This window comes from Brevibacterium sp. 2SA (assembly GCF_005502845.1).
Classification (GTDB): domain Bacteria; phylum Actinomycetota; class Actinomycetes; order Actinomycetales; family Brevibacteriaceae; genus Brevibacterium.
The window spans coordinates 1-22,045 of record NZ_SCMW01000047.1; the positions used below are offsets into that span (position 1 = coordinate 1).

General features: G+C 68.9%; 18 protein-coding genes and 1 tRNA gene. 9 read left to right on the forward strand and 10 right to left on the reverse strand.

What is annotated here, in order from left to right; translation table 11 throughout:
• The first annotated feature begins 71 nt into the window (after positions 1-71).
• From FFS20_RS14115 to FFS20_RS14125, 3 genes are read left to right on the forward strand one after another with little or no spacing between them, the layout of a single operon-like run.
• A complete protein-coding gene (locus tag FFS20_RS14115; protein WP_137826469.1) occupies positions 72-1,061 on the forward strand; it encodes a MoxR family ATPase in 990 nt (329 codons plus the stop codon).
• Positions 1,062-1,065: 4 nt separating this feature from the next.
• Positions 1,066-2,214: a DUF58 domain-containing protein gene (locus tag FFS20_RS14120; RefSeq protein ID WP_137826470.1), complete on the forward strand. Its 1,149-nt coding sequence runs from the start codon at positions 1,066-1,068 to the stop codon at positions 2,212-2,214.
• Entirely contained in the window at positions 2,211-4,802 is a 2,592-nt protein-coding gene (locus tag FFS20_RS14125; protein WP_249356864.1) for a DUF3488 and transglutaminase-like domain-containing protein, read from the forward strand. Before FFS20_RS14120 ends, FFS20_RS14125 begins: the two co-directional genes overlap by 4 nt.
• Positions 4,803-5,094: 292 nt before the next feature.
• Here FFS20_RS14125 and FFS20_RS14135 read toward each other — a convergent pair whose 3' ends face one another.
• Together FFS20_RS14135 and dinB are read right to left on the reverse strand one after the other, a co-directional pair.
• Complete coding sequence (locus tag FFS20_RS14135; RefSeq protein ID WP_137826471.1) at positions 5,095-5,508, reverse strand: DUF3040 domain-containing protein; 414 nt, start codon at positions 5,506-5,508, stop codon at positions 5,095-5,097.
• Positions 5,509-5,803: 295 nt separating this feature from the next.
• Positions 5,804-7,099 carry a DNA polymerase IV gene (gene dinB, locus FFS20_RS14140; RefSeq protein ID WP_349290526.1) on the reverse strand — a complete coding sequence of 432 codons (1,296 nt, stop codon included), beginning with the start codon at positions 7,097-7,099 and terminating at the stop codon, positions 5,804-5,806.
• Between dinB and FFS20_RS14145 the strand changes: the two genes are divergently transcribed.
• Positions 7,098-7,616 carry a hypothetical protein gene (locus FFS20_RS14145; protein WP_249356865.1) on the forward strand — a complete coding sequence of 173 codons (519 nt, stop codon included), beginning with the start codon at positions 7,098-7,100 and terminating at the stop codon, positions 7,614-7,616. The two genes, dinB and FFS20_RS14145, sit on opposite strands and share 2 nt — an antisense overlap.
• Positions 7,613-8,821: a polyprenyl synthetase family protein gene (locus FFS20_RS14150; RefSeq protein WP_137826472.1), complete on the forward strand. Its 1,209-nt coding sequence runs from the start codon at positions 7,613-7,615 to the stop codon at positions 8,819-8,821. Before FFS20_RS14145 ends, FFS20_RS14150 begins: the two co-directional genes overlap by 4 nt.
• Positions 8,822-8,826: 5 nt before the next feature.
• Here FFS20_RS14150 and FFS20_RS14155 read toward each other — a convergent pair whose 3' ends face one another.
• Positions 8,827-9,177 carry an Rv2175c family DNA-binding protein gene (locus tag FFS20_RS14155; RefSeq protein WP_137826473.1) on the reverse strand — a complete coding sequence of 117 codons (351 nt, stop codon included), beginning with the start codon at positions 9,175-9,177 and terminating at the stop codon, positions 8,827-8,829.
• A gap of 128 nt (positions 9,178-9,305) precedes the next feature.
• Here FFS20_RS14155 and FFS20_RS14160 point away from each other — a divergent pair, with 128 nt between their 5' ends.
• Both FFS20_RS14160 and FFS20_RS14165 read left to right on the forward strand, forming a co-directional pair.
• Positions 9,306-10,466: a LysM peptidoglycan-binding domain-containing protein gene (locus FFS20_RS14160; RefSeq protein WP_249356866.1), complete on the forward strand. Its 1,161-nt coding sequence runs from the start codon at positions 9,306-9,308 to the stop codon at positions 10,464-10,466.
• Entirely contained in the window at positions 10,463-12,757 is a 2,295-nt protein-coding gene (locus FFS20_RS14165; RefSeq protein ID WP_137826474.1) for a PASTA domain-containing protein, read from the forward strand. Before FFS20_RS14160 ends, FFS20_RS14165 begins: the two co-directional genes overlap by 4 nt.
• A 181-nt stretch (positions 12,758-12,938) precedes the next feature.
• Here the strand turns inward: FFS20_RS14165 and FFS20_RS14170 are convergent, their stop codons facing one another.
• From FFS20_RS14170 to gcvH, 4 genes are read right to left on the reverse strand one after another with little or no spacing between them, the layout of a single operon-like run.
• Positions 12,939-14,321: a class II 3-deoxy-7-phosphoheptulonate synthase gene (locus FFS20_RS14170; protein ID WP_283202135.1), complete on the reverse strand. Its 1,383-nt coding sequence runs from the start codon at positions 14,319-14,321 to the stop codon at positions 12,939-12,941.
• Positions 14,322-14,346: 25 nt separating this feature from the next.
• Positions 14,347-14,799: a bifunctional nuclease family protein gene (locus tag FFS20_RS14175; RefSeq protein ID WP_249356867.1), complete on the reverse strand. Its 453-nt coding sequence runs from the start codon at positions 14,797-14,799 to the stop codon at positions 14,347-14,349.
• A gap of 40 nt (positions 14,800-14,839) precedes the next feature.
• Complete coding sequence (locus FFS20_RS18525; RefSeq protein WP_171007095.1) at positions 14,840-15,748, reverse strand: FHA domain-containing protein; 909 nt, start codon at positions 15,746-15,748, stop codon at positions 14,840-14,842.
• On the reverse strand, positions 15,748-16,152 hold the full coding sequence (gcvH, locus tag FFS20_RS14185; RefSeq protein WP_137826477.1) for a glycine cleavage system protein GcvH: 405 nt from the start codon (positions 16,150-16,152) through the stop codon (positions 15,748-15,750). The genes FFS20_RS18525 and gcvH overlap by 1 nt, the downstream gene beginning before the upstream one ends.
• Positions 16,153-16,384: 232 nt before the next feature.
• On the opposite strand from gcvH, the gene FFS20_RS14190 reads away from it, so the two are divergent.
• Positions 16,385-16,458: transfer RNA gene (locus tag FFS20_RS14190), tRNA-Pro, on the forward strand.
• Positions 16,459-16,638: 180 nt separating this feature from the next.
• Here the strand turns inward: FFS20_RS14190 and FFS20_RS14195 are convergent.
• A complete protein-coding gene (locus FFS20_RS14195) occupies positions 16,639-17,841 on the reverse strand; it encodes an MFS transporter (protein ID WP_249356868.1) in 1,203 nt (400 codons plus the stop codon).
• Positions 17,842-18,185: 344 nt separating this feature from the next.
• Here FFS20_RS14195 and FFS20_RS14200 point away from each other — a divergent pair, with 344 nt between their 5' ends.
• Positions 18,186-19,607, forward strand: a complete 1,422-nt coding sequence (locus FFS20_RS14200) for a sugar porter family MFS transporter (RefSeq protein WP_171007096.1) — start codon at positions 18,186-18,188, stop codon at positions 19,605-19,607.
• Positions 19,608-19,895: 288 nt separating this feature from the next.
• On the opposite strand, the gene FFS20_RS14205 is transcribed toward FFS20_RS14200, so the two are convergent.
• Positions 19,896-20,594: a VTT domain-containing protein gene (locus FFS20_RS14205; RefSeq protein WP_249356869.1), complete on the reverse strand. Its 699-nt coding sequence runs from the start codon at positions 20,592-20,594 to the stop codon at positions 19,896-19,898.
• 154 nt (positions 20,595-20,748) lie between these two features.
• Entirely contained in the window at positions 20,749-21,963 is a 1,215-nt protein-coding gene (locus FFS20_RS14210; RefSeq protein WP_137826479.1) for an amidohydrolase family protein, read from the reverse strand.
• Positions 21,964-22,045 lie beyond the last annotated feature (82 nt).

A 22,045-nucleotide genomic window follows, 5' to 3' on the forward strand; every position in this document is an offset into this window, starting at 1 on the left:
GAAGTGGGAGGGCGGAGATCCTGAGAGGCTCCCGTGTGCGGACCGGGCCCGTTATAAGGGACAATGGACGCATGTCGACGAGCCAGGAAGCCACACAGACCAATTCAGTCATCGGTGCCGAGCACATCGAGTGGGTACAGCAGCTGACATCACGGGCGCGCACTGCGATGAACTCAGTGCTCGAGGGCAAGGACGAGGCCGTGGGCCTCTCCCTCATCGCCCTCCTCGCCGGCGGCCATGTCCTGCTCGAGGATGTGCCGGGCGTCGGCAAGACCCTGCTCGCCCGGGCGATGGGCAAGGTCGTCGACGGCTCGGTGCGCCGCATCCAGTTCACTCCGGACCTGCTGCCCACCGATGTCGTCGGCGTCAACCTCTTCAATCAGGAGACCCGGCACTTCGAGTTCCGCCGCGGTCCCGTGTTCGCCAACATCATCATCGCCGACGAGATCAACCGCGCGTCCCCGAAGACGCAGTCGGCGATGCTCGAGTGCATGGCCGAGGGCCAGGCGACGATCGACGGCGAGACGCACATGATGCCCTCGCCGTTCATCGTCGTCGCCACGCAGAACCCCATCGACATGGAGGGCACATACGCCCTGCCCGAGGCCCAGCGCGACCGCTTCATGACGCGCATCTCGCTCGGATACCCGTCGACGGCCGACGAGGTCGACCTGCTCGACAACCAGATCGAGCACGATCCGCTCACCGCCGCGCAGGCGGTGACGAGCCTCGAGCAGATCAAGCAGGCCCGCGACATCGTCCGCCATGTCTCGGCGAGCCCGGCGCTGCGCGAGTACATCGTCGCGATCCTCCAGGCGACGCGCAGCGATCAGGCGATCGTGCTCGGCTCCTCACCGCGCGGCGGCGTCCACCTGCTGCGCGCCGCGAAGGCCAGGGCCGCCCTGTCGGGTCGCACCTTCGTCACTCCCGACGACATCCAGGCGCTTGCGCCCTTCATCCTCGCCCACCGCATCATCCCGCGCGACGGCGACGACTCGGAGCTCGCGGCCGACCTCATCGCCCGCGTGCTCGCGCGAGTGCCCGTCTCGACGAATCAGTGACGGCATGCGGCTTTCGACCTCGGGAATCATCTTCATCATCGCCGGAGCCGCGCTCATCGTCGGCGCCTACCGCTTCGCTCTGCCCGGTCTTCTCCCGGCAGGACTGCTGCTCATCGGGCTCGTCGGCCTCTCCGCCGCCCTCATCGGCTGGGGCACGCGCCGGATCTCGGTGACCCTGCACACTCCCCTGCCCGAAGTCCGGCTCCAGCCCGGAGACGAGCGCTACCCGCTGGCGCCCGAAGGCAAGGAAGTCGAGGTCGACGCCGTGGTCCGCAACACCGGTCACCTCGCGGTGCCCGCGTCGACGATCGACTTCGTCGCCGCCGACGGCTTCGGCGACTCGACCGTCGGTGAGGTGCCGCCCCTGGCCGGAGGCCGCTCGCAGAACGTCGTCACCTCCTTCACCCCGAACCGTCGCGGCCTCAGCGGCATCGAGGCGGTGCTCGTCACCGTCGCCGGTCCCTTCGGTCTCGTCACGGCGAAGAAGAAGGTGCTCGGCGCGCAGCCGATCGCCGTGGCCGTGCCCTCCCTCGGCGCTCGGATTCCCGGGGACACCGCGAATCGGCCGGCGCGCCTCGACGAGGGCAAGATCCGCTCGGGTCACACGACCCGCGACTTCCACACCCGGGAGTACGTACCCGGCGACGATCTGCGCCACGTCCACTGGCCGACGACGGCGAAGTCGGGCGAGCTCATGGTCCGTCACGAGGCCGAGGAGGAGACGCTCCATGCGCTCATCGTCGTCGATCTCGTCGGCGCCGAGGAGCCGCCGGACGATCTCGAGCAGGAGTTCCTCCTCGCCGCGGCGGCCGCCGCGGGTGTCGCCTTCCTCCGCGCCGACTACGAGGTCTGCATGATCACCCCCGGCCATGAGTTCCGGTTCCGCGGCCCGCGCGACGTCGACCGTCTGCGCCTGCTCACCGCGCTCGTCGAACCGGGACCGGCCCACCTGCCCTCGCACGACAATCCCAACCACGTCGTCATCTGCGCCGCCGATGACGCCCGCGCCCAGGCGATGGCCGCGCAGTTCACGCGCCGGATCCCCATCACCGTCCGCAGCCTCTCGGAGATCGATGACATGACGATGCTCGGTTTGAGCGAAGACCTGCCCGAATCCTGGACGACCTTCGACTCGAAGCGGGTCGTGCGATGAGCGCCGACGTCCTGCAGCCCGACGTCGTGCAGCCCGGAGTTGTGCAGGAGGAGCGGCAGCGCTCTTCGACGTGGCTCGAGTCGCTGTCGGTGTTCGTCGCCATGGTGCTCACCGCGATCGGCCTCTCCGCGGTGTTCTCCGACTTCGACTGGCTGCTGCCGGTCCTCGTCGCCGTCTTCCTCATCGTCCTCGTCGGGGCGATCTTCCGCAGCATCCCGGGGCTCAGGGCCACCGGCACCGCGGTCATCGCCCAGTGCATCGTCGGCGTCATCGCCGTCCTCGTCCTCTGTGCCCCCGACACGCTGCTGGCAGGGATCATCCCGACCGGTGAGTCGTTCGTCGCCGTCATCGACCTCCTCTCGGCCGGGGTGAGCGACCTCTACGCCTCGACCCCGCCGGCGGAGAGCACGCCCGGCTTCACGGCGATGCTGACGATCGCGTTCACGCTCATCACAATCCTCATCGACGGACTCGTCTCCGACCTCCGCGCCCCGAAGGTCAGCGGCGTCCTCCTGCTCGTGCTGTGGATGATCCCGGTGTTCTTCGCCCCCGCGCAGGTGCGGTGGTGGCACATCGCGGCGATCCTCGCCGCGTTCCTCCTCCTAATGCTCAGCCCCTACTTCCCGCACTCGAAGTGGCGCGGCGGGCTCACCGCAGTCGTCGCCGGCGCGGTCGCGATCATCCTCGGGATCGCCCTGCCGACTCTCCTGCCGCAGGTGCCGACGCTGCCCAACCGCGCGTCGAACAATCAGGGCGACCTCACGGTGACGAACCCGTTCCTCGATTTGCGCGCCGACCTCGGCGCCCGCGACGATTCGACGCTGTTCACGTACACGACGACGGCGGAGAACCCCGAGCCGATCCGCCTGACGTCGATCAACTCCTTCGACGGGCAGACATGGGCGCCGACGCCGTTCGGACTCGACCAGTTCGCGATCGCCGCCGAGGGCCTGCCGTGGCCGCAGGGTCTGCCGCGCGACCAGGGCTACTCCGAGCAGCGCATCGACTTCTCGATCGGCCAGTACGATCAGCAGTACCTGCCGACGCCCTACGCCCCGCAGCAGCCGGAGGGACTCGACCGCCGGTGGATCTACGACGAGTCCTCGCTGACGATCGTCGGCAACGGGGAGCGCTCCGGCGGGCTCGACTACTCGATGAACTACCTGTCGATCGAACCCGATGTCAGCGTCATGCAGTCGGCGACCCCGGTCAACTCCGCGGAGTTCGAGACCGAGCTCGAAGTGCCCGAGACCCTGCCGCAGAGCGTGCGCGACACCGCCGACGAGGTCACCGCCGGGGCGAGCAACCAGTGGGAGGCCGCCGTGCTGCTCCAGGCGTACTTCCGCAGCGGCGAGTTCGAGTACTCACTCGATGCCCCGGAGGAGGCCAGCGGTGACGCGATCTCCGACTTCCTCGTCGACAAGCGCGGCTACTGCGTGCAGTTCTCCTCGGCGATGACGATCATGGCCAGGACCCTGGGCATTCCCGCCCGGATCGGCGTCGGTTTCGCCTCCGGCACCGAGAACGGGGGCGAGTACCAGGTCTCGATGCAGGATTCCCACGCGTGGCCGGAGCTCTACTTCGACGGTGTCGGCTGGGTGCGCTTCGAGCCCACACCGGGCGGACCGGCGGGGGCGCCCCCGGCGTGGACCGTCGCCGACGGCAATGCCGATGAGGCGAATGAGGAGACCACCGAATCCGCCACGCCGACCGCGGAGCCGACGGAGAGCGCATCCGAGGCCGCCCCGGCGACCGAGGAGGAAGCGACCACCGAGGCGACGGATGCCGCAGCGGAGCCGGCGAACTCGACTCTCGGCACCGTGATGTGGGCCGTCATCATCGCCGTTCTCATCCTCCTGCTGCTCGCGATTCCCGCGCTGTGGCGGGTGCTCCAGCGCCGTCGCCGCACCGGCTCCCCGGTCGACCTCGAGAACGTGTGGACCGAGATCAGGGCTCTGGCGACCGATTACGGACAGAGCCTCGATCCGAGCCGCACCCTCCGCCACAGCGAACTCGTCCTCGCCGGCGGTCCCGCCGTCGCCGAGGCGGGTGCTCGCGCCGCCCGCGGTGAGACGCGGTCCGACTCCGGCTCAGCCGAGCGCAACGGGGTCGACCGGGCCGGGGTTGCCGGTGTCGCGGGCGCCGGGGCTGCGGGAGCCGGGGTTGCCGACGGAGGTGCCGGTGCGGCTTCTGGCGCAGGGGCCGGGACGTTCAGTCCGTCTGGCCCGAGTCACGGCCGCACCGACGGCGGGCGCGTGCCCGCGAGCCAGGCGGCTGCAGGTTCCGACGGCACCAGCACGCTCGGCGGTTCGACTGGGGGACGTCCCCCGTCGGCGCTCGGCCTCGACGCTCTGCGAAGCCCGGTTCCGTCGGCCGCCGGCATCCGCCGTCACGACGACACGGCGCTGTCGGCGTTCATCGACGCCCTCGAAGCGCAGCGCTACGGCGCGCAGGCCACGGACCTCTCCCCCGCCGAGGTGCAGGCCGTCGTCGACGAGGTGCAGACGGACCTGTCCGAGCATGCGACACCCGGCAGCCGGATCTCCGCGAAGATCTGGCCGGCGAGCATCTTCAATCCCCCGAGGTGACCGCCCGCCGCGCGTCGACCGACCACGACCCGCTTCCCACCGCCGCTTGGGCACACCTGGGTTTCGGCGGCTCAGTTCATTACCTGAGCCCTCCGGCGTGGACAGAGCCCGAGTTCGCAGGCGCCTGCGCGAGGGCGGCGGCACGCCCAACTGCGCACGGGCGGTGGCACGCTCAGCCGCGAGCGGACGGTTGCGCCCGCGCGCGGGGCATGCGAAAGGGCACCGGGATGATTGCTCATCCGCAGTGCCCTTCGAAACTCAGAGGCTCACGGCACTCACCGGTGCCGAGTGCTCACTCCCCGCGCTGGCGCTTCTCCCAGCGATCCTCCATGCGGCTCATGAAGCCACCGGAGCTCTTGCCGTTCGACTTCGGCGCCGCTCCTGATCCCGAGGAGTTCTTCGCGCCATCGCCGACGCGTCCGGGACGGCTGAATGCCCAATACATACCGGCGACCATGAGACCGAAACCGACGACGCCGAGGGCGATCCACGCAACCGCCTGATTCACCATCGAGATCGCGAAGATCGTCGCGGCGAGACCGGCGAGGGCGACGAGGATGCCGACGACGAAGCGCTTCGCCGAGAAACCCGGACCGCTCACTGCCGCCTGGGATTCCGAGATGTTGCGTGCGAATCGGGGGTCTTCGCTGCGCAGCTGCTTCTCCAGCTGATCGAGAAGCTGCTGTTCGTGATCGGAGAGTGGCATGTCGAACCCCCGTTTCCTTACTCTGGCCTATTGCCCCAATCATAGTCTCTGAACACTGAAAAAACATCTTCGGAACGGGGCAGGCGGGGGTATTCCCACCCCGTCCTCAGACTCACTGATGGCGGCTGAACGCGCGCCCTGTGCGACGTCCGCCGCACAGCCTCCTGCGCCCGTCTCTCCGGGCGAACAACGGCCCTGGCCAGAGACCCTGCGAGGCGCGCTGACCACCCTCTCACACGATGTCCGAAACCCGCTGGTGACGCGTCGGCTCCCCCGTGCCGAAACCCCGTGGACGTCAGCGCTTGGGCTGCCGGCGGAGGAGGGAGGCCTGCGAGATCGCCTCGGTGCCGAACCGGCGTCGCACGTCGTCGAGGGCGACCTCCGCTTCGCGCCCGGCGTGCTCGGGTTCGTCCAACCGGGCTTGCCGCCCGCTGACGGCGAAGTCCATGAGCCCCGCAGCGCGGACTCCGAGCAGCCGGACGCCCTTGGTCCGCTGCTCCCGCAGTCCGCGCAGCGCCGGCCCGAGCGCCTCGTACATCTCCCGGGCCAGATCGGTGGGAGCTTCGAGGGTGATCGACCGGGACAGCGTCGTGAAGTCGTCGAGTCGGTACTTGAGCCCGAGCGTCGTCGCGACCTTCCCCTCGGCCCGCACGCGGTGCGCAACCTTGTCGCAGAGCCGCAGAAGCTCGTGCTCGAGCTCCGAGAGATCCCAGACGTCGGCGCCGAACGTGTGCTCGGCACTGATCGACCGGTCCTTGACCTGGCGATCCATGCCATGGGAGTCGAGTCCGTGCGCGCTGCGCCACAGGTGGTGCCCATGCGCACCGAACACCCGCCCGACCCACGCTTCGTCCATCGCCGCAAGATCGCCGATGAGGCGGATACCGTACTTCGCGAACCCCGCCTGGGTCTTCTCCCCCACGCCGGGCAGCGCCTCGATCGGCATCGGGTCGAGGAAGTCCCGGGTCGCGGCGAGCGGAACGAGCAGCTGACCGTGCGGCTTCGCCCGCGCCGAGGCGAGCTTGGCGACGACCCGTGACCCGGCGATCCCGACGGAGGCGCTCAGTCCCGTGCGCTGCTCGATCTCCGCGCGCAGCTGTGTCGTGATGTGGACCGGGGACCCGAGCCTGCGCACCGCCCCGGAGACGTCGATGTACGCCTCGTCGACGCTGACCTGGAGGACGTCGGGTGTCACCTCGGCGACGAGGTCGAAGACCTGCTTCGAATACGCGGAGTACAGGCCATGGGAGGAGGGGATCACCTCGGCGATCGGACACAGGCCGATGGCCCGGGACATCGGCATCGCTGCGTGGACCCCGAACTCACGGGCCTCATAGCTGGCGGAGACGACGACACCGCGCCCGGCCCTGCCGCCGACGATGACGGGCCTGCCGACGAGTTCGGGACGTGAGAGCAGCTCGACGGAGACGAAGAACGAATCCATGTCGAGATGGAGCATCGTCGCTCCCGTGTCATCCGTTCCCAGGTGCTCGAGGTCACCGCCGGAACGGGCCAGCTGCTTGCGGCTCATGTCCCACCCACGGATCGAACTTTTCGGCTCCCGCACGGTCTGCGGGTAATCTGTGACCATGGTATCGCGCAGCACTGTCACGACGATGACGCTTGCCCTCGGCCTTGTCCTCGCCGGATGCTCGGGACCCAGCGACCCGACGTCTCAGTCGACGTCGACCCCGTCGGAGTCCGCGACGCAGACCGACGCCACCGCAGCTCCCAGCGATGCGGGCACCGAGAGTCCGACCCCCACCGAGGCGGCCCCCACACAGGCCGAACTCCCCGACTTCATGGCCCCCTACGAGGGCGCCGAGGTGATCTCGAGTTCGCGGGCGCAGGCCGAGTCCGGGAAGCTCGATCAGGTGAGCATCGTCATGCGGGCGGAGGCCGAACCCGACGACATCGTCAAGTCCTACACCGAGAAGCTCGAGCAGGCCGGGTTCGAGACCTTCGGCGACGGGTCGCTGACGAAGGCCGCGCAGGTCGTGAACTTCCGTCACAAGGACAACGACGGCATGCTCGTCCTCACCGTCAGCGACGACCCCGCCGACCCGAAGTCCTCGATCGTGTCGCTCGGCGGGACCATCGCTCCGTGACCTCGCCCGACCGCGTCGAGTCCCTTGACGCTCCCGCGGACATCGCCGCCGAGGTGGCGGCCGGCCTCACCTCCTTCCTCACCGCGAAGGCGGCTGAGTTCGAGGCGATCTCGCCCGATACGACGGAGATCGGCACCGCGCTCATCGACTTCACCCGCGGCGGCAAGCGGATCCGCCCGGTCCTCCTGTGGTGGGGCTATCAGCTCGCCACCGGAGGCGGGCGCCACCTCGGTGAGGGGACGGGCTCCACGCGTTCGGCACTCACCGAGGCGGCCGCCTCCCTCGAGCTCCTCCACGCCGCGGCGCTCATCCACGACGATGTCATCGACCACTCGGACACCCGGCGCGGCGAGCCGGCCCTCCACCGCCGGTTCGAGGCCCTCCATGCGGCACTGGGCTATCAGGGCGGGGCCGAGCCGTTCGGGGTCGCCGCGGCGATCGTCATCGGCGACATCTGCCTGGCCCTCAGCGAGGAGATCTACGAGACCGCGTGCGACGCCCTCTCCGGGTCGGCCACGGCGCAGGCGCTGCGCGCCCAGATGCGTCGGGACGTCATGGTCGGGCAGTTCCTCGACGTCCGCGCCGAGGTGATCCCGCTCGACGATGACCGCATCAGCGAACGGGCGTGGGAAGTCCTGAGCTTCAAGTCCGCGAAGTACTCCGTCGAACAGCCGCTCCTGCTCGGCGCCGCCCTCGGCGGGGCGAGCGACGACCAGCTCGCCGCGCTCTCCCGCTTCGGTCTGCCGCTGGGACAGGCGTTCCAGCTGCGCGACGACGTCCTCGGCATCTTCGGCGACCCGGCCGCGACCGGCAAACCCGCCGGTGACGACATCCGTGAGGGCAAGCGCACCGTGCTCATCGCCGAGAACCTGCGCCGGCTGCCTGCCGAGCGGCGGGAGATCCTCGCCGCGCGCCTCGGCGTCAGCGACCTCAGCGACGCCGAGGTGGCCGAGACCGTGACGATGCTCGCCGAGGCGGGCGGACTCGCCGCCGTCGAGGAGCTCATCGCGATCAAGCACGGGGAGGCGCTGAGCGAACTGCGCCGGTGGTCCGACGACGCGCAGGCGCTCGACGCGGCAGGGTCAGGAAACGCTGGGTCAGCAGACGCTGGGTCGGCAGACGCTGGGACGGCGTTCCGCCTCGGCGCGGGTGCCCTCGAGCGGCTCGAGGACTTCGCGACGAAGCTGAGCTACCGGCAGCGCTGACGCAGTCAGAACGCGAGCGCCTGGGCTCGGCGGCGGACTTCCTTGCGGTTGCCGGCGCGGAGCAGGTCGATCGGGCGTCCCGGCAGGGAGTCGTCGGGGGTGAAGAGCCACTTGATCGACTCCTCGGCGTCGAAGCCGGCGTCCTTGAGGGTGCTCAGCGTGCCCTTGAGCGGGGTGAGCACCGCACCGTCGACGAAGAAGGCCGACGGCACCCGCAGCACCTTGGGGTCGCCGTGCTTGTACCCGCAGATTGCGCCGTCTTCGAGGAGTCTGCGCACCTGGGAGATGCCGAGACCGGTGGATTCCGCGATGTCCGGCAGGGTTTCCCAGTCCTGGACGAGTTCTTCCGTATTCACCCCTCAAGCCTAGCAAAATCGGGAAGAAACACGCCGCCATGCGGGCGCCAATCCCGGGTCCGGCGCGGGGTTCTCGATACGCTGGTGGTTGAAACTTCCCCAGAGAGATGAAGCCGAACAGGTGACAGATGACTAGCACGCGACGGAAATCGCAGATTCCCATCACCGCCGCCCCTGACATCCGTGCTGCCTCACGCGTGAGTTCGACCGGCCCGATCCCCCGCCCTGCGGGAGCGGAAGCCGACACCGCCGAGGCGGCCCCGACGCCTGCCCCGGAATCGCCGTCCCAGCGGGGCGCGTCCCAGACAGCAACCGCAGCACAGGCTTCGGTCCCGCAGGCTTCGACCGCGCAAGCCCAGCCTTTGCAGGCCCCGGCACTTCAGGCTTCGGGACCGCAGTGGACGTCGGGCACGCAGAGCGAGACGGTGCCCGTCACCCACGGCGGACGCACCTACAAGGTCAGACAGGGCGACACGCTTTACGCGGTCGCAAGCCGTCACGGCGTCTCCGTGCCCGCCCTCGCCGAACTCAACCGGATCTCCCCCCGGCAGAATCTCAGCCAAGGGCAGGTCCTCTCCCTGCCGGAGAAGAACGACCTGCCCGACACCGACCCGTCCCACGTCGTCGCCCCGGGCGAGACGCTCAACGGGATCGCTGCGACCCACGGGATCTCCCCGGGCACGCTGCGCCGCGCGAACGCGTTGGGCGACGATTCGCTCATCCGGGTCGGCGAGCTGCTGCTTCTGCGCGACGGCGCAGCGCGTCCGCGCCGCCACGCACCGGACGTCCCGGAGGCGCTGCCGCAGGTCGCCGGCGCCGAGGGCATCCGCCCGAGCGTCGTCCGTGCCGCCCGCCTCAACAAGGCCACCCTGCTCGCCCGCACCCATCCGACCCCGGAGCAGGCGCGCTTCCTCGTCGCGCAGATCGCCGAGGAGCTCGGTGCCGACCCGGCGCTCATGCAGGCCGTCGCCGCCCAGGAGTCCGGTTTCCAGCACGCCACGGTCTCGGCCGGGAACGCGATCGGGATCATGCAGGTCACTCCCCGCTCGGGCCGGTGGGCCAGCGACATCGTCGGACGCAGCCTCGACCTGCTCGACATCGCCGACAACATCGTCGCTGGGACCGTCATCCTCGGATGGCTCGTCGAGACCGCCGAGTCCGAGACCGAAGCACTCGCCGGCTACTACCAGGACCTGCGGACGGTGCGCGAGGACGGACTGCTGCCGGAGACGAAGGCCTTCGTCCGCGCCGTGCAGATGCAGCGGGGCCGCTGGGAGGAGGCACGATGAACGCGCTGCCCGATCCGCTCATCGGCGTGGTCCTCAACGACCGCTACCGGATCGACGCGAAGATCGCCCGCGGCGGCATGGCCATGGTCTACCGCGGCACCGACCTGCGCCTCGACCGGGAGATCGCGATCAAGGTCATGCACGAACACCTCATCTCCGATGAGACGTTCGTCGAGCGCTTCCGACGGGAGGCGATCAACGCCGGTCGCCTCACCCACCCCAACCTCGTCGCCATCCACGACCAGGCGCGCGACGGCGACATCGTCTACCTCGTGATGGAGCACCTGCCCTCGGTGACGCTGCGCCGGGAGCTCAAGCACCGCGGATCGTTCACGCCGCGGCAGGCGATCGTCGTCCTCGACGCGATCCTCGCCGCCCTCGAGGCCGTCCACTCCACCGGCATCATCCACCGCGACCTCAAGCCCGACAACGTCCTGCTCGGCACCGACGGCCAGGTCAAACTCGCCGATTTCGGGCTCGCCCGCGCCGTCACCTCGGCGACGACGACGAAGACCCTCATCGGCACCGTCGGCTACGTCGCCCCTGAGCTCGTCACGCGCGCCGGGGCCGACGCCCGCACGGACCTCTACACCGTGGGCATCATGTTCTACGAGATGCTCACCGGAACGCAGCCCTACACCGATGACGTGCCCATCCAGGTCGCCTACCGGCATGTCCATGACACGGTGCCGCCGCCGTCGGAGCGGGTGCCGGGGCTCAGCCCCCGTCTCGACGCCCTCGTGCTGTGGGCGACGTCGAAGGATCCCGATGACCGGCCCGCGGATGCCGCGGAGTTTCGTATCGCCCTCGCCGAGGCGCGCGCCCAGATGAACGATGCCGAGCTCGATTTCGGTGACCCCGAGGCGGTCGCCGGGGAACACTCCCCCGCTCTGACCGCGAGCATCGACCTCGGCTCGGATGTGCCGAAGGAGAAGAAGTCCCGCACCGACGAGATCCCCTACCTCGAGGATGACGAAGCCGACGAGACCGCCGAGAAGGAGACGTCCGACGAGGCGACGACCGGGGACGGCGCCGAGGCGAGAGCCGGATCCGCTGCGAACGGCGAGACCACGGACCGGCGCTCCGCCGTCGGTGCCGGAGTCGCAGCCGGTGCCGTTGCCGTTGCCGGTGCCGGTGCGGTCGCCGCGTCCGGCAGCGCCGAAGCGGGATCGGCCGGTGGGGGCGGTACCGTCACCGCACTGCGCGATGAGTCGCCGACCGGTGGCGACGACTCTCCGGAGTCGTCCCCCGGCGATTCCCCCGAGAGCGCCGACCCCGGCACTCCCGACCCCGACGCCGAGCCCGACGCCGAGCCCGCTGCCGCGTCTGCCCGCTCGCCGAAGCTGAAGAAGGCGTCGAAGCAGAAGAAGACGAAGGCCCGCACGGGGACTGCGGTCGCCGCTGCGGCCGGTGCCGGATCCGGGTCCGGCGCCGCGTCAGCGCAGGCTGAACCCTCCGGAGGCGACACGGACGACGCGGGTGGAACCGTCACGGCGGCGGCCGCCTCGGCGGATCCGAAGCGCCGCACGCGCCGTCGCCTCGCGACGACCCTCGTCGCCGCCGCAGCGATCATCGTCCTCGTGGCCTGGCTCGTCATCGTCAACCTGCCGACCCCGACGTCGATCGTCCCCGGTCAGCTCGCCGGCAAGCCCGTCGCCGAGGCGACTGCAGCCGTCGAGGACAGCGGGCTGACGACGGAACGGCAGGAGGTCTTCGACGACCAGGTTCCGGCCGGCACCGTCGTCGGGTCCGAACCGGTCGGAGGCACCGAGCTCACCCCCGAATCGACGGTGACGCTCGTCGTCTCGAAGGGCGTGGAGATGTTCGCGGTCCCCGAACTCGTCGGTCTGACCAGCGATGAGGCGAAGTCGGCGCTCGAGGACACCGGTCTCGCCGTCGGCGACGTCAGCGAGGAGTACAGCGACTCCGTCGACAAGGGACGCGTCATCAGCGCCTCGGAGGACCAGGGCAAGGAGCTCATGCACGACACGGCCGTCGACCTCGTCGTCTCGAAAGGGCCCGAGCCGATCGCTGTGCCCAACGTCGAGGGCCTGTCCTACGACGCGGCCTTCGCGACGCTGACGAAGCGCGGATTCCGTGTCGGCAAGGAAGAGGTCTTCTCCGACACCGTTCCCAAGGGCGATGTCGTCTTCCAGTGGCCCAAGAGCACCGAGGCGAAGCCGTACAACTCGCTCGTCATCGTCCGCGTCTCGAAGGGCAAGGAGGAGAAGCCCGCCGACGAGAACAAGGACGAGAAGCCGAAGGACGAAGCGGACAAGGACGGCAAGTGACCGAAGTGCTGTCGCGGCTCCCGCGCTGAACCGGCAGCGACGCGACAAGGGCGCCCCTCGCAGAAAGAATCTGCGAGGGGCGCCCTTGTGTCAGACGACTTCAGGTCGGAAGGGGCCTGTGGCGGCCGCGTCCCCCACTGGGTACCGCACGCTGCGGTGCGGACTCAGCTGCAGCGCAGACTCAGCTGCGGCGCGTGAGGTACTCTGCGACCTGGAACGCCATCTCGAGCGATTGGTCGTGGTTGAGGCGCGGGTCGACGAGCGTCTCGTAGCGGCGGCGCAGGCCTTCGTCGTCGATCTCCGTCGCCCCGCCCATGATCTCGGTGACGTCGTCACCGGTGAGTTCGATGTGGAGACCGCCGGGGACCGTGCCGGCCTCCTGGTGCGCGGCGAAGAAGCCCTCGACCTCGGCCATGACGTCCTCGAAGCGTCGGGTCTTGTATCCCGTGCTCGAGGTGATCGTATTCCCGTGCATCGGGTCGCTGACCCACGTGACGTGCGGCAGCTGGTCGCCGATGCCGGCGAGGAGTTCGGGCAGGACGTCGTTGATCTTGCCGGCACCCATGCGGGTGACGAAGGTGAGTCGTCCGGGCTCCGCGTTCGGGTCGAGCTTCTCGGCCAGCGCCAGGGCATCGGCGGCGGTCGCCGTCGGGCCGAGCTTGACGCCGATCGGGTTCTGCACCTTCGAGAGGAAGTCGACGTGGGCGCCGTCGATCTCCCGTGTCCGCTCCCCGATCCACAGGAAGTGGCCGGAGACGTCGTAGGGCAGTCCGGTGCGCGAGTCGATGCGGGTCAGCGCTCGTTCGTATTCGAGGAGGAGCGCCTCGTGGGCGGAGTAGAACTCCGTCGTGCGCAGCGCATCGAAGTCGGCGCCGCAGGCGTCCATGAACCGGATCGCCCGATCGATCTCCCGGGCGGTCTGCTCGTAGCGCTGGTAGCCGGGGTTCGACGTGAGGAAGCCGCGGTTCCATTCGTGGACGAGCCGCAGATCGGCAAAACCGCCCTGCGTGAAGGCGCGGATGAGATTGAGCGTCGAGGAGGAGACGTGGTAGCCCTGGAGCAGGCGGTTCGGGTCGTGCCGGCGCGACTCCTCGGTGAATTCGTAGCCGTTGACGATGTCGCCGCGGAACGAGGGCAGCGTGACGCCGTCGCGGGTCTCCATGTCCGCGGACCGCGGCTTGGCGAACTGCCCGGCCATGCGGCCGATCTTGACGACCGGCATCGAACCGCCGTAGGTGAGCACGGCCGCCATCTGGAGCACCGTCTGGACGCGGGCACGGATCTTGTCCGCCTGGGCACCGGCGAAGGATTCGGCGCAGTCGCCGCCGGCGAGGACGAAGGCCTCACCGCGGGAGGCTGCGGCGATCCGCTGCTTGAGCACGTCGGCTTCCCCGGCGAAGATGAGCGGCGGGTAGCTGCGCAGCTTCTCGAGGGAGTCTTCGAGCGCTTCGGCATCGAGATACGTCGGTTGCTGCTTCGCATCCATCGTCCGCCAGTCATCGAGACCGCTGAGGTCGTCGGTGCCGGCTGCGGCGATGTCCGTGTGGGCGAAAACCGGATCGATATGAAGGCTCACTTCAGTTCTTTCGTTACGTTTCGTCACCGGTCTCGAAGTCCTCCGCGGAGACGTTGTCGAGGAAGTCGCGGAACTGGGCGACTTCCTCTTCGTCTGCTTCGGGAGCTTCGATGCCGGCGTCTTTGAGGAGATCGGAGTCGACGTAGACCGGGCACTCTGCCGTCAGGGCCAGGGTCACGGCGTCCGAGGGGCGCGCGGAGATCGTCTTGCCGTCCTCGGTGTGGAGTTCGGCGAGGAAGATCTGTCCGTCGCGACCGGTGATGGTCACATCGGCGAGTTCGTCGTCATGGGCGGCGAGCACGTCGAGGAGCAGAGCATGGGCCATCGGCCGCGGCGGGGTCAGGCCCCGCTGCGCGATCGAGAGCGCATTCGCTTCGATCGCACCCACCCAGATCGGCAGATAGTAGGCGGGCTCATTGGCCTTGAGCAAAAGGATCGGTTGGTTGGCGGGCATTTCGATGCGCACACCGACAACCTCAACTTCGACGTTTGACATTATCCCCCGGTCAGGAGCGCGGGCGCTGCTGGAAGATCATTCTGAACTTCCCGATCTGCACGTCCGCGCCGTTCTGCAGTTCGATGGAGTCGATGAGCTGACGACCGACATACGTGCCGTTGAGCGACCCGGTGTCGCGCAGGGTGAATCCGCTCGGCGTGCGAATGAATTCAGCGTGCTTGCGCGACACAGTGACGTCGTCGAGGAAGATGTCGGCATTCGGGCTGCGGCCCACCGTGACGACATCCGTGTCGAGCAGGATCTGCGAACCGGAGTCCGGTCCCGACACGACGACGAGGAGTGCATCGGTGTCCTGGAGGCCGTCGAGGTCCGGCACGGGGTGGATCTCACCCGTGTGCGGATCGAGGATGCCCTGGAACGGCTGCTGACCCGAGTCGCCGGCATTCTGCGCGCCCGGATACTGCTGGCCACCCTGCGGCTGTCCGCCCTGGTTCTGCTGGTCACGCGGGTCGTAGCCCTGCTGGCCGCCGGACTGCAGGCTGTACCCCTGCTGATCGTACGAACCCTGCGAGCCACCCTGCTGGTTATAGCCCTGCTGCGCGTACTGACCCTGCTGGTCATAGTCCTGCGGCTGATACTGACCCTGCTGGGTGTAGTCGTCCTGCTGGCCGTACCGGCCGGGAGGCTGCTCGCCCGTCGGGTGGTCGGCGTGCCGACCGTGTCCGGAGTCGCCCTGGTTCTGCTGCGGCTGGTTCTGGCCGAAGTTCGGCGCTGCGGGCGCATCCTGTACCGGCGGCTGTCCGTAGGCAGGCGTGTTGCCACGACCGTCACGGCCCTGATCCTGGTCGGCACCATCGTTTCCGGTGCCGAAGGGGAACTTCTTCGACTGCGGAACTTCTCCGTTGTCGTACCACGGCTGCGAGGGATTCCGGCGCCCTTGGTCATTGTTCTGCGACATTATGCCTCCTCGCTCTGCACGAGCTTATGGTACTGCTCCTCGTCCAACAGGCCCATCACCTGTTCGGGATCGCTCGCCTCGACGAGGTACATCCAGCCGTCCTCATAGGGAGAGGAGTTGACGGTCTCGGGTTTGTCGGAGAGCGCTTCGTTGATCTCGGTGATGGTGCCGGACAGAGGAGCGATGAGGTCGGAGACGCTCTTCGTGCTCTCCACCTCTCCGCAGGAGTCACCCTGGGTGATCGAATCTCCGACTGCGGGCAGGTCGACATAGACGACGTCGCCCAGCTGGGACTGGGCGAAATCGGTGATACCCACACGGTAGACGACGTTGTTCTCCGTGGTGTGGACCCATTCGTGGTCCCGTGAGTATAGGTAAGAGACTGGAAAATCCAGTTCCGCCATGTCGACTCCTCCAGCTTGTCGGTGTTCCAAGCATAGCCGCCTGGAGTGCTTACATAACAATCACGAAACAGAAATGTTACTGACCCTCTGACGACAAGTCAGCAGACCCCTGCCTCTCAGGTGACTACCTGGGATGATACTAGTTTGTCGAAGGTCACGAACCGCAATTTTGGAAGTTCGGGAGCGATCGTTATAGGCTTGACCACGTTGCCCCGGCACGGGTGCTGAGCAACGGGCTATGGCGCAGCTTGGTAGCGCGCTTCACTGGGGGTGAAGAGGTCGTGGGTTCAAATCCCGCTAGCCCGACCGATCGAATGTGTCGCGACTGAAGTCGCGGCACATTTTTCATTTCCTTTCGATTTCCCTCCGCACGCTCGCCCTCCGGTGCTTCCTCGGTGCCCGTGTGCGCCCCTCGCGGCCGTAGGCACGACGACGCCGTGTCCGTTCTCGGCGGCGCCGGAACCCCGGACGAGCTCCCCTGCGCGGTCAGTCCTCCCGCTGCCGCTCACCGTCGAGGCGTCCGGCGAAGACCACGGTCGCCGCCCCGATGAGGACGAGCAGCCCGAGGCCCCAGCGCAGGTTGGTCGCGGTGGCGATGACCCCGACGAGCGGACTCGTCGCCATGAACCCGATGCGCATGATCCAGTTGACGAGCGTCACCCCGGCCGCCCGCCCGGCTCCGGGAAGGCGTGAGGCGGCACTGAGCGCGCCGGGCACGAGCGTCGCCGAGCCGTATCCGAGCGCGGCGAGCGAGACCAGCAGCTGCACGGGTTCGACCGCAGTGGCCGCCCCGAGTCCTCCGAGAGCGATGAGAACGCCGCCGAGGCGGGCGATCCGTCCCGCCCCGAACCGTCCGACGAGGACATCGCCGGAGAAACGGCCGACGCATTGGCTGCCGATGACGATGCTGAAGCCGATCCCGGCCATCGTCACCGGCAGACCTGCGATGTCGACGGCGGCGAGCGCCGCCCAGTTGTTCGCGATGTCCTCGACCGCGGTCCCGCAGACTGCTACGATCGCCAACGGCAGCGCGGCGAGGAGGATCCGGCGCTTGCGCCCGGGTCCCGGGGCCGGTGCACGGGCCGCCTCGGCGTCGTCGATGATGCGCCTGCCCCACTGCCTGCCCTCCCCTCCGATGAGCCACCGCCCGATGATGACGAGGACGATGCAGCCGACTGCGACGAGGAGAAGGTGCAGTCGGATGTCCATGCCCGCCGCCGCGGCCGCGGTCGCGAGCGCACCGCTGAGCAGACCGCCGAGGCTCCACAGGGCATGCATCGAGGAGAGGATGATCCGCGACCGGTTCTCCTGGACGCCGATGCCGACGACGTTCTGTGCGACGTCGACGACGGCGTCGCAGACTCCGACGAGAAAGAGGCAGCCGGCCATCATCCAGCCGCTCGTCGACCAGCCGGTGAGCGCGACGAACGCGACGAGGAGGACGGTGCCGCCGACGACGACCGCATTCGCGCCGAAGCGTCCGATGAGCCGGGCCGGCAGGACTGAGGAGGCGATCGCGCCGATGGCGAAGGAGGCGACGACGAGTCCGAACTCCCACGCGCTCAGACCCAGCCGAGTGATGAGGAGCGGATACCACGGCAGGAGCGCGGCGAACGCGGCGCCGTTGGACGAGAAGTAGATGCCCGCTCCCGCAATGCCCGCGAACCCCGGCGTGCTCCGCTGTCCCACAGTCTCTCCTCCCATGCTCCCCGGCCTGCTGTGCCCGGCCCACTGTCCCGGACTCCTGTGCCCCGGCCCACTGTCCCGGACTGCAGCGGTGCCGGTCGGGTCGCTGCGATCCGTCACCGGCCGGCACAATGGTCCCCACCCTATCGATCCCTCCCGCCCGCGATCGCGAGCCACGCGTGAGGACTGCTGCGGACACGGCAGCGCGGCAGTCGCCTGTGCCCGCCGACCTGGCGTACCCTGGGTGACGCACAGCACCCGGGATGATCGGTTCCGGGCGACCGAATCATCCAAGGAGACCTCCCGTGTCCTCGTCTCAGAACCCAGCCGACAACCGGCTGCACGGAATGGAGCGGGTGTCCTCCCGCATCATCGGCATCTCGATCGCCGCCGCCCTCGGCGGGTTCCTCTTCGGCTTCGACACGGCGGTCATCAACGGCGCCGTCGACGCCCTGGCCACCGACTTCGGTCTCGATGCGTTCCTCAAGGGCTTCGCCGTCTCCTCGGCGCTCATCGCCTGCGCCGTCGGTGCGTGGTTCGCGGGATCGCTCGCCAACCGCTTCGGTCGCCTGCCCGTTATGGTTGTCGCCGCGATCCTCTTCTTCATCTCCGCGATCGGCTCGGGTCTCGCCTTCGGCGTCACCGACCTCATCATCTGGCGCATGGTCGGCGGCCTCGGCGTCGGGGCGGCCTCCGTCATCGCACCCGCGTACATCGCCGAGGTCTCCCCCGCCCGCGTGCGCGGACGCCTCGGATCCCTCCAGCAGCTCGCGATCGTCTCCGGCATCTTCGCCGCGCTGCTGTCCAACGCGCTGCTCGCCACGGTCTCCGGTGGGGCGTCGGCCCCGTTCTGGTTCGGCATCGACACGTGGCGGTGGATGTTCATGGTCGAGGCGATCCCGGCCCTCATCTACGGTCTCTCCGCCCTCGGACTGCCGGAGTCCCCGCGCTTCCTCGTCGCCCGTGGACGCGAGGAGGAGGCGGCGAAGGTGCTGCGCGACTTCACCGGCGTCGTCGACACCGATGCCCTCATCGACCGCATCCGCGAGTCACTCAAGCGCGAGGAGCGCGAGTCATTCCGCGACCTCATCGGCAAGCGGTTCGGCCTCAAGCCGATCGTGTGGATCGGCATCCTGCTGTCGGTCTTCCAGCAGTTCGTCGGCATCAACGTCATCTTCTACTACTCGACGACCCTGTGGAGGTCCGTCGGCTTCGACGAGTCGAGCGCCCTGCTCACCTCGGTCATCACCTCGGTGACGAACATCGTCGTGACGATCGTCGCAATCCTCCTCGTCGACCGGGTCGGGCGCCGCAAGATGCTCCTCGCCGGTTCCCTGCTCATGGGCGTGTCACTGGCGATGATGGCGATCGCGTTCTCCTTCGCCGAACTCGTCACCGCCGCCGACGGCACGACGAGCGCCGAGCTCGGCGCCCCCTGGTCGGTCATCGCCCTCATCTCCGCGAATGTCTTCGTCGTCGGCTTCGGCGCGACGTGGGGTCCGCTGACCTGGGTCCTCCTAGGCGAGATGTTCCCCAACCGGATCCGCGCCGCCGCCCTCGCCGTCGCCGCGGCAGCTCAGTGGGTCGCGAACTTCGCGATCTCGACGACGTTCCCGATCTTCGCCGACATCAGCCTCACCTTCGCGTACGGCTTCTACGCGTTCTTCGCCGTCCTATCCTTCTTCTTCGTGTGGTGGAAGGTGCCGGAGACGAAGGGCATCGAACTCGAGGACATGAGCGAGGACGCCTCCCCCACCCACAAGCCCTGACCCTCACAGCCCTCACCGCGAGGTCCGCGCGCACCCTCGCCGAGGTGGTGAGAGGTCACCCGCGCCGAGGCGGTCGCGCAGCCCCGTGGTCCCGACTCCTGGGTCGTGTGCGCCACCACTGCTCGGGCGTGTGCGCCACATCCACGGCGAAAGTGCGCCACCTCCAGGGTGAATCCGGGCTCGAAATCGCCATGAGCGCGGCGCAGAACCTCAGGCATCGCCATGAGCGTGGCGCAGAATCACAGTCACCGCCATGAGCGCGGCGCACAACCGCGAACGCCGAGGTGGTCACGCGTTGTCGTCGGATGCGTGGGAGGACCGTGCCTGCCCGGCGCGCGCCTCACCGGAGTCGCCGGTGTCACTGAAGTCACTGGCGTCGGCGTGACCATCGCCGGCGTCGGCGTGACCAGCGTCGGCATCGCCGGCTACCGCAGGGTTGCCAGCGTCCGCAGCATCTCCCTCGCCGGCCGCGTCAGCGTCACCTCCAGCGCCCTCCTCAACAGCGCCCGCCTCAACAGGGTCGTCTTTGCGCTTGAGGCCGATGATGAGACCGGCGATCGCGAGCACGAAGCACGCGACGAGCCCGACCGTCAGCCCGGGGGCGAGCGCGTAGGCCTTCGCCAGCGCCTGGAAGCCGAGGAAGCCGACGGTCGAGTAGACGAGCGCCCACGCCGAACCGCCGATGATGAGCGCCGGAATGTACCGGCGCGCGCTCATCCCCGAGGTGCCGGCAGCGAGGTTGACGACTGTCTGGAGCCCGACCGTGAGGAAGCTCAGCGCAACGATCGGCGAGCCGTAGCGGTTGATCATCGCCTCGGCCCTGCGGTACTTCCGTCCCGACATGAGCCGGTCGACGCGGTCGATGCGGCGGATGCCGTTGCGGGCGAGACGCCCGAGCAGGTAGGTGCCGCCGGCGCGGGCGAGGATGATGCCGAAGAGGATGAGCCACGTGACGGCGACGGGGAACGACCAGTCGAGGGGGTTCATCGGCGCTGCGCCTCACCGTGCCGGGTGCTCTTCGTGCTCACCCTTCGAGTCTACGGCATCCCAGGTTAGTCCGCCCTAACCTGAGGTGCGGCGAGACGGGCCATCTCAGGCGCTCACAGCCACCTCATCCCGACAGCCGCCGGGCCGCACCCGCTCACACGCGCACGCCCCCGAGCCACACCTGGTCCACCCGGTCCTCGATGCCGCGGACGTCGTCGGTGCTGAGGTCCCCGTCGACGAGGACGAGGTCGGCGAGGAGGTCAGCAGCGATGCGCCCCCGGTCGTCGTGCCCGAGGAGGTCGGCGGCCACCGAGGTGCCGGCGGCGAGCGCCTCGGCCCCGGAGAGTCCGGCGCCGGCGAGCAGGCTGATCTCCTCGAGGTTCTCCCCGTGCGGGCCGACTCCGGCGTCAGTGCCCATCGCGATCCGCACCCCCGCCTCGTGGGCGCGCACGATCGAATCGTGGTGGGCGTCGATGACGGCCTTCGCCTTGTCGATGACCGACTGCGGCATGTTCGCCCCCGCCTCGGCGGCCTTGATGACGGCCCGCGGCGCCTGAAGGGTGGGGACGAGGAACGTGCCGTGCTCGAGCATGAGGTCGATCGCCTCGTCGTCGAGGTAGATGCCGTGCTCGATCGAGCGGACACCGGCGCGCACCGCGGCCTTGATCCCCGGTGCGCCCTGCGCATGGGACATGACGTGCGCGCCCTGGGCGGTCGCCTCGGCGACGATCATCGCGATCTCAGCGTCGGAGAACTGGGAGTGCCGCGGATCGTCCCGCGGGGAGAGGACCCCGCCGGTCGAGCAGATCTTGATGTGGTCGGCGCCGGCCCGGAGCAGCTCACGGGCCTTCCTCTGCACCCCTTCGACACCGTCGGCGACCCCCGAGGGGCGACCGGGGTGGGCGGCGAGGAACGGGGACTCGGCCCCGGAGACGAGGTGGTTGTCGCCGTGCCCGCCGGTCTGGGACATGATGTTGACGGCGATCGTCAGCCGCGGCCCGGGCACGACCCCGGTCTCGACGGCCGTCTTCGTCCCGAGGTCGGTGCCTCCGGCGTCGCGGACCGTCGTCACCCCGCCGGCGAGCGTGTCGGCCATGTGCCGCACGGAGTTGTAGAACTGGAGGGAGAACGGGTCGTGGAAGGCCGAGACGTTCGCCGCGCCTGCGCTCATGAGATGGACGTGGCAGTCGATGATGCCGGGCACGAGCGTGCGATCGGTGGCGTCGACGAATTCGTCGTCGGCGTTGTGGGACCCCTGCCCCGCCTCGGTGATCGCGGTGATCCGATCGCCGTCGACGACGACATCGCGCCGTCCGGGGACGAACCGGGTGCCGTCGAAGACCTTCGCGTTCGTGAAAACCGTGACCATGGGCGCTCTCCTCAGCATCGTGGAATGGTGTCGCAGCGGGACCGGCCGACCGATCCCCGTGATCCTTCACATCTATCACGTC

Excerpts from the sequence above, each read along its gene's own strand:
- FFS20_RS14120 (WP_137826470.1), top strand. The coding sequence starts at position 1,066 with ATGCGGCTTTCGACCTCGGGAATCATCTTCATCATCGCCGGAGCCGCG.
- FFS20_RS14205 (WP_249356869.1), bottom strand. The coding sequence starts at position 20,594 with ATGAACCCCCTCGACTGGTCGTTCCCCGTCGCCGTCACGTGGCTCATC.
- FFS20_RS14115 (WP_137826469.1), top strand. The coding sequence starts at position 72 with ATGTCGACGAGCCAGGAAGCCACACAGACCAATTCAGTCATCGGTGCC.
- gcvH (WP_137826477.1), bottom strand. The coding sequence starts at position 16,152 with ATGGCGGAACTGGATTTTCCAGTCTCTTACCTATACTCACGGGACCAC.
- dinB (WP_349290526.1), bottom strand. The coding sequence starts at position 7,099 with ATGGTCACAGATTACCCGCAGACCGTGCGGGAGCCGAAAAGTTCGATC.
- FFS20_RS14210 (WP_137826479.1), bottom strand. The coding sequence starts at position 21,963 with ATGGTCACGGTTTTCACGAACGCGAAGGTCTTCGACGGCACCCGGTTC.
- FFS20_RS14125 (WP_249356864.1), top strand. The coding sequence starts at position 2,211 with ATGAGCGCCGACGTCCTGCAGCCCGACGTCGTGCAGCCCGGAGTTGTG.
- FFS20_RS14135 (WP_137826471.1), bottom strand. The coding sequence starts at position 5,508 with ATGCCACTCTCCGATCACGAACAGCAGCTTCTCGATCAGCTGGAGAAG.
- FFS20_RS14165 (WP_137826474.1), top strand. The coding sequence starts at position 10,463 with ATGAACGCGCTGCCCGATCCGCTCATCGGCGTGGTCCTCAACGACCGC.
- FFS20_RS18525 (WP_171007095.1), bottom strand. The coding sequence starts at position 15,748 with ATGTCGCAGAACAATGACCAAGGGCGCCGGAATCCCTCGCAGCCGTGG.
- FFS20_RS14160 (WP_249356866.1), top strand. The coding sequence starts at position 9,306 with ATGACTAGCACGCGACGGAAATCGCAGATTCCCATCACCGCCGCCCCT.
- FFS20_RS14200 (WP_171007096.1), top strand. The coding sequence starts at position 18,186 with ATGGAGCGGGTGTCCTCCCGCATCATCGGCATCTCGATCGCCGCCGCC.
- FFS20_RS14145 (WP_249356865.1), top strand. The coding sequence starts at position 7,098 with ATGGTATCGCGCAGCACTGTCACGACGATGACGCTTGCCCTCGGCCTT.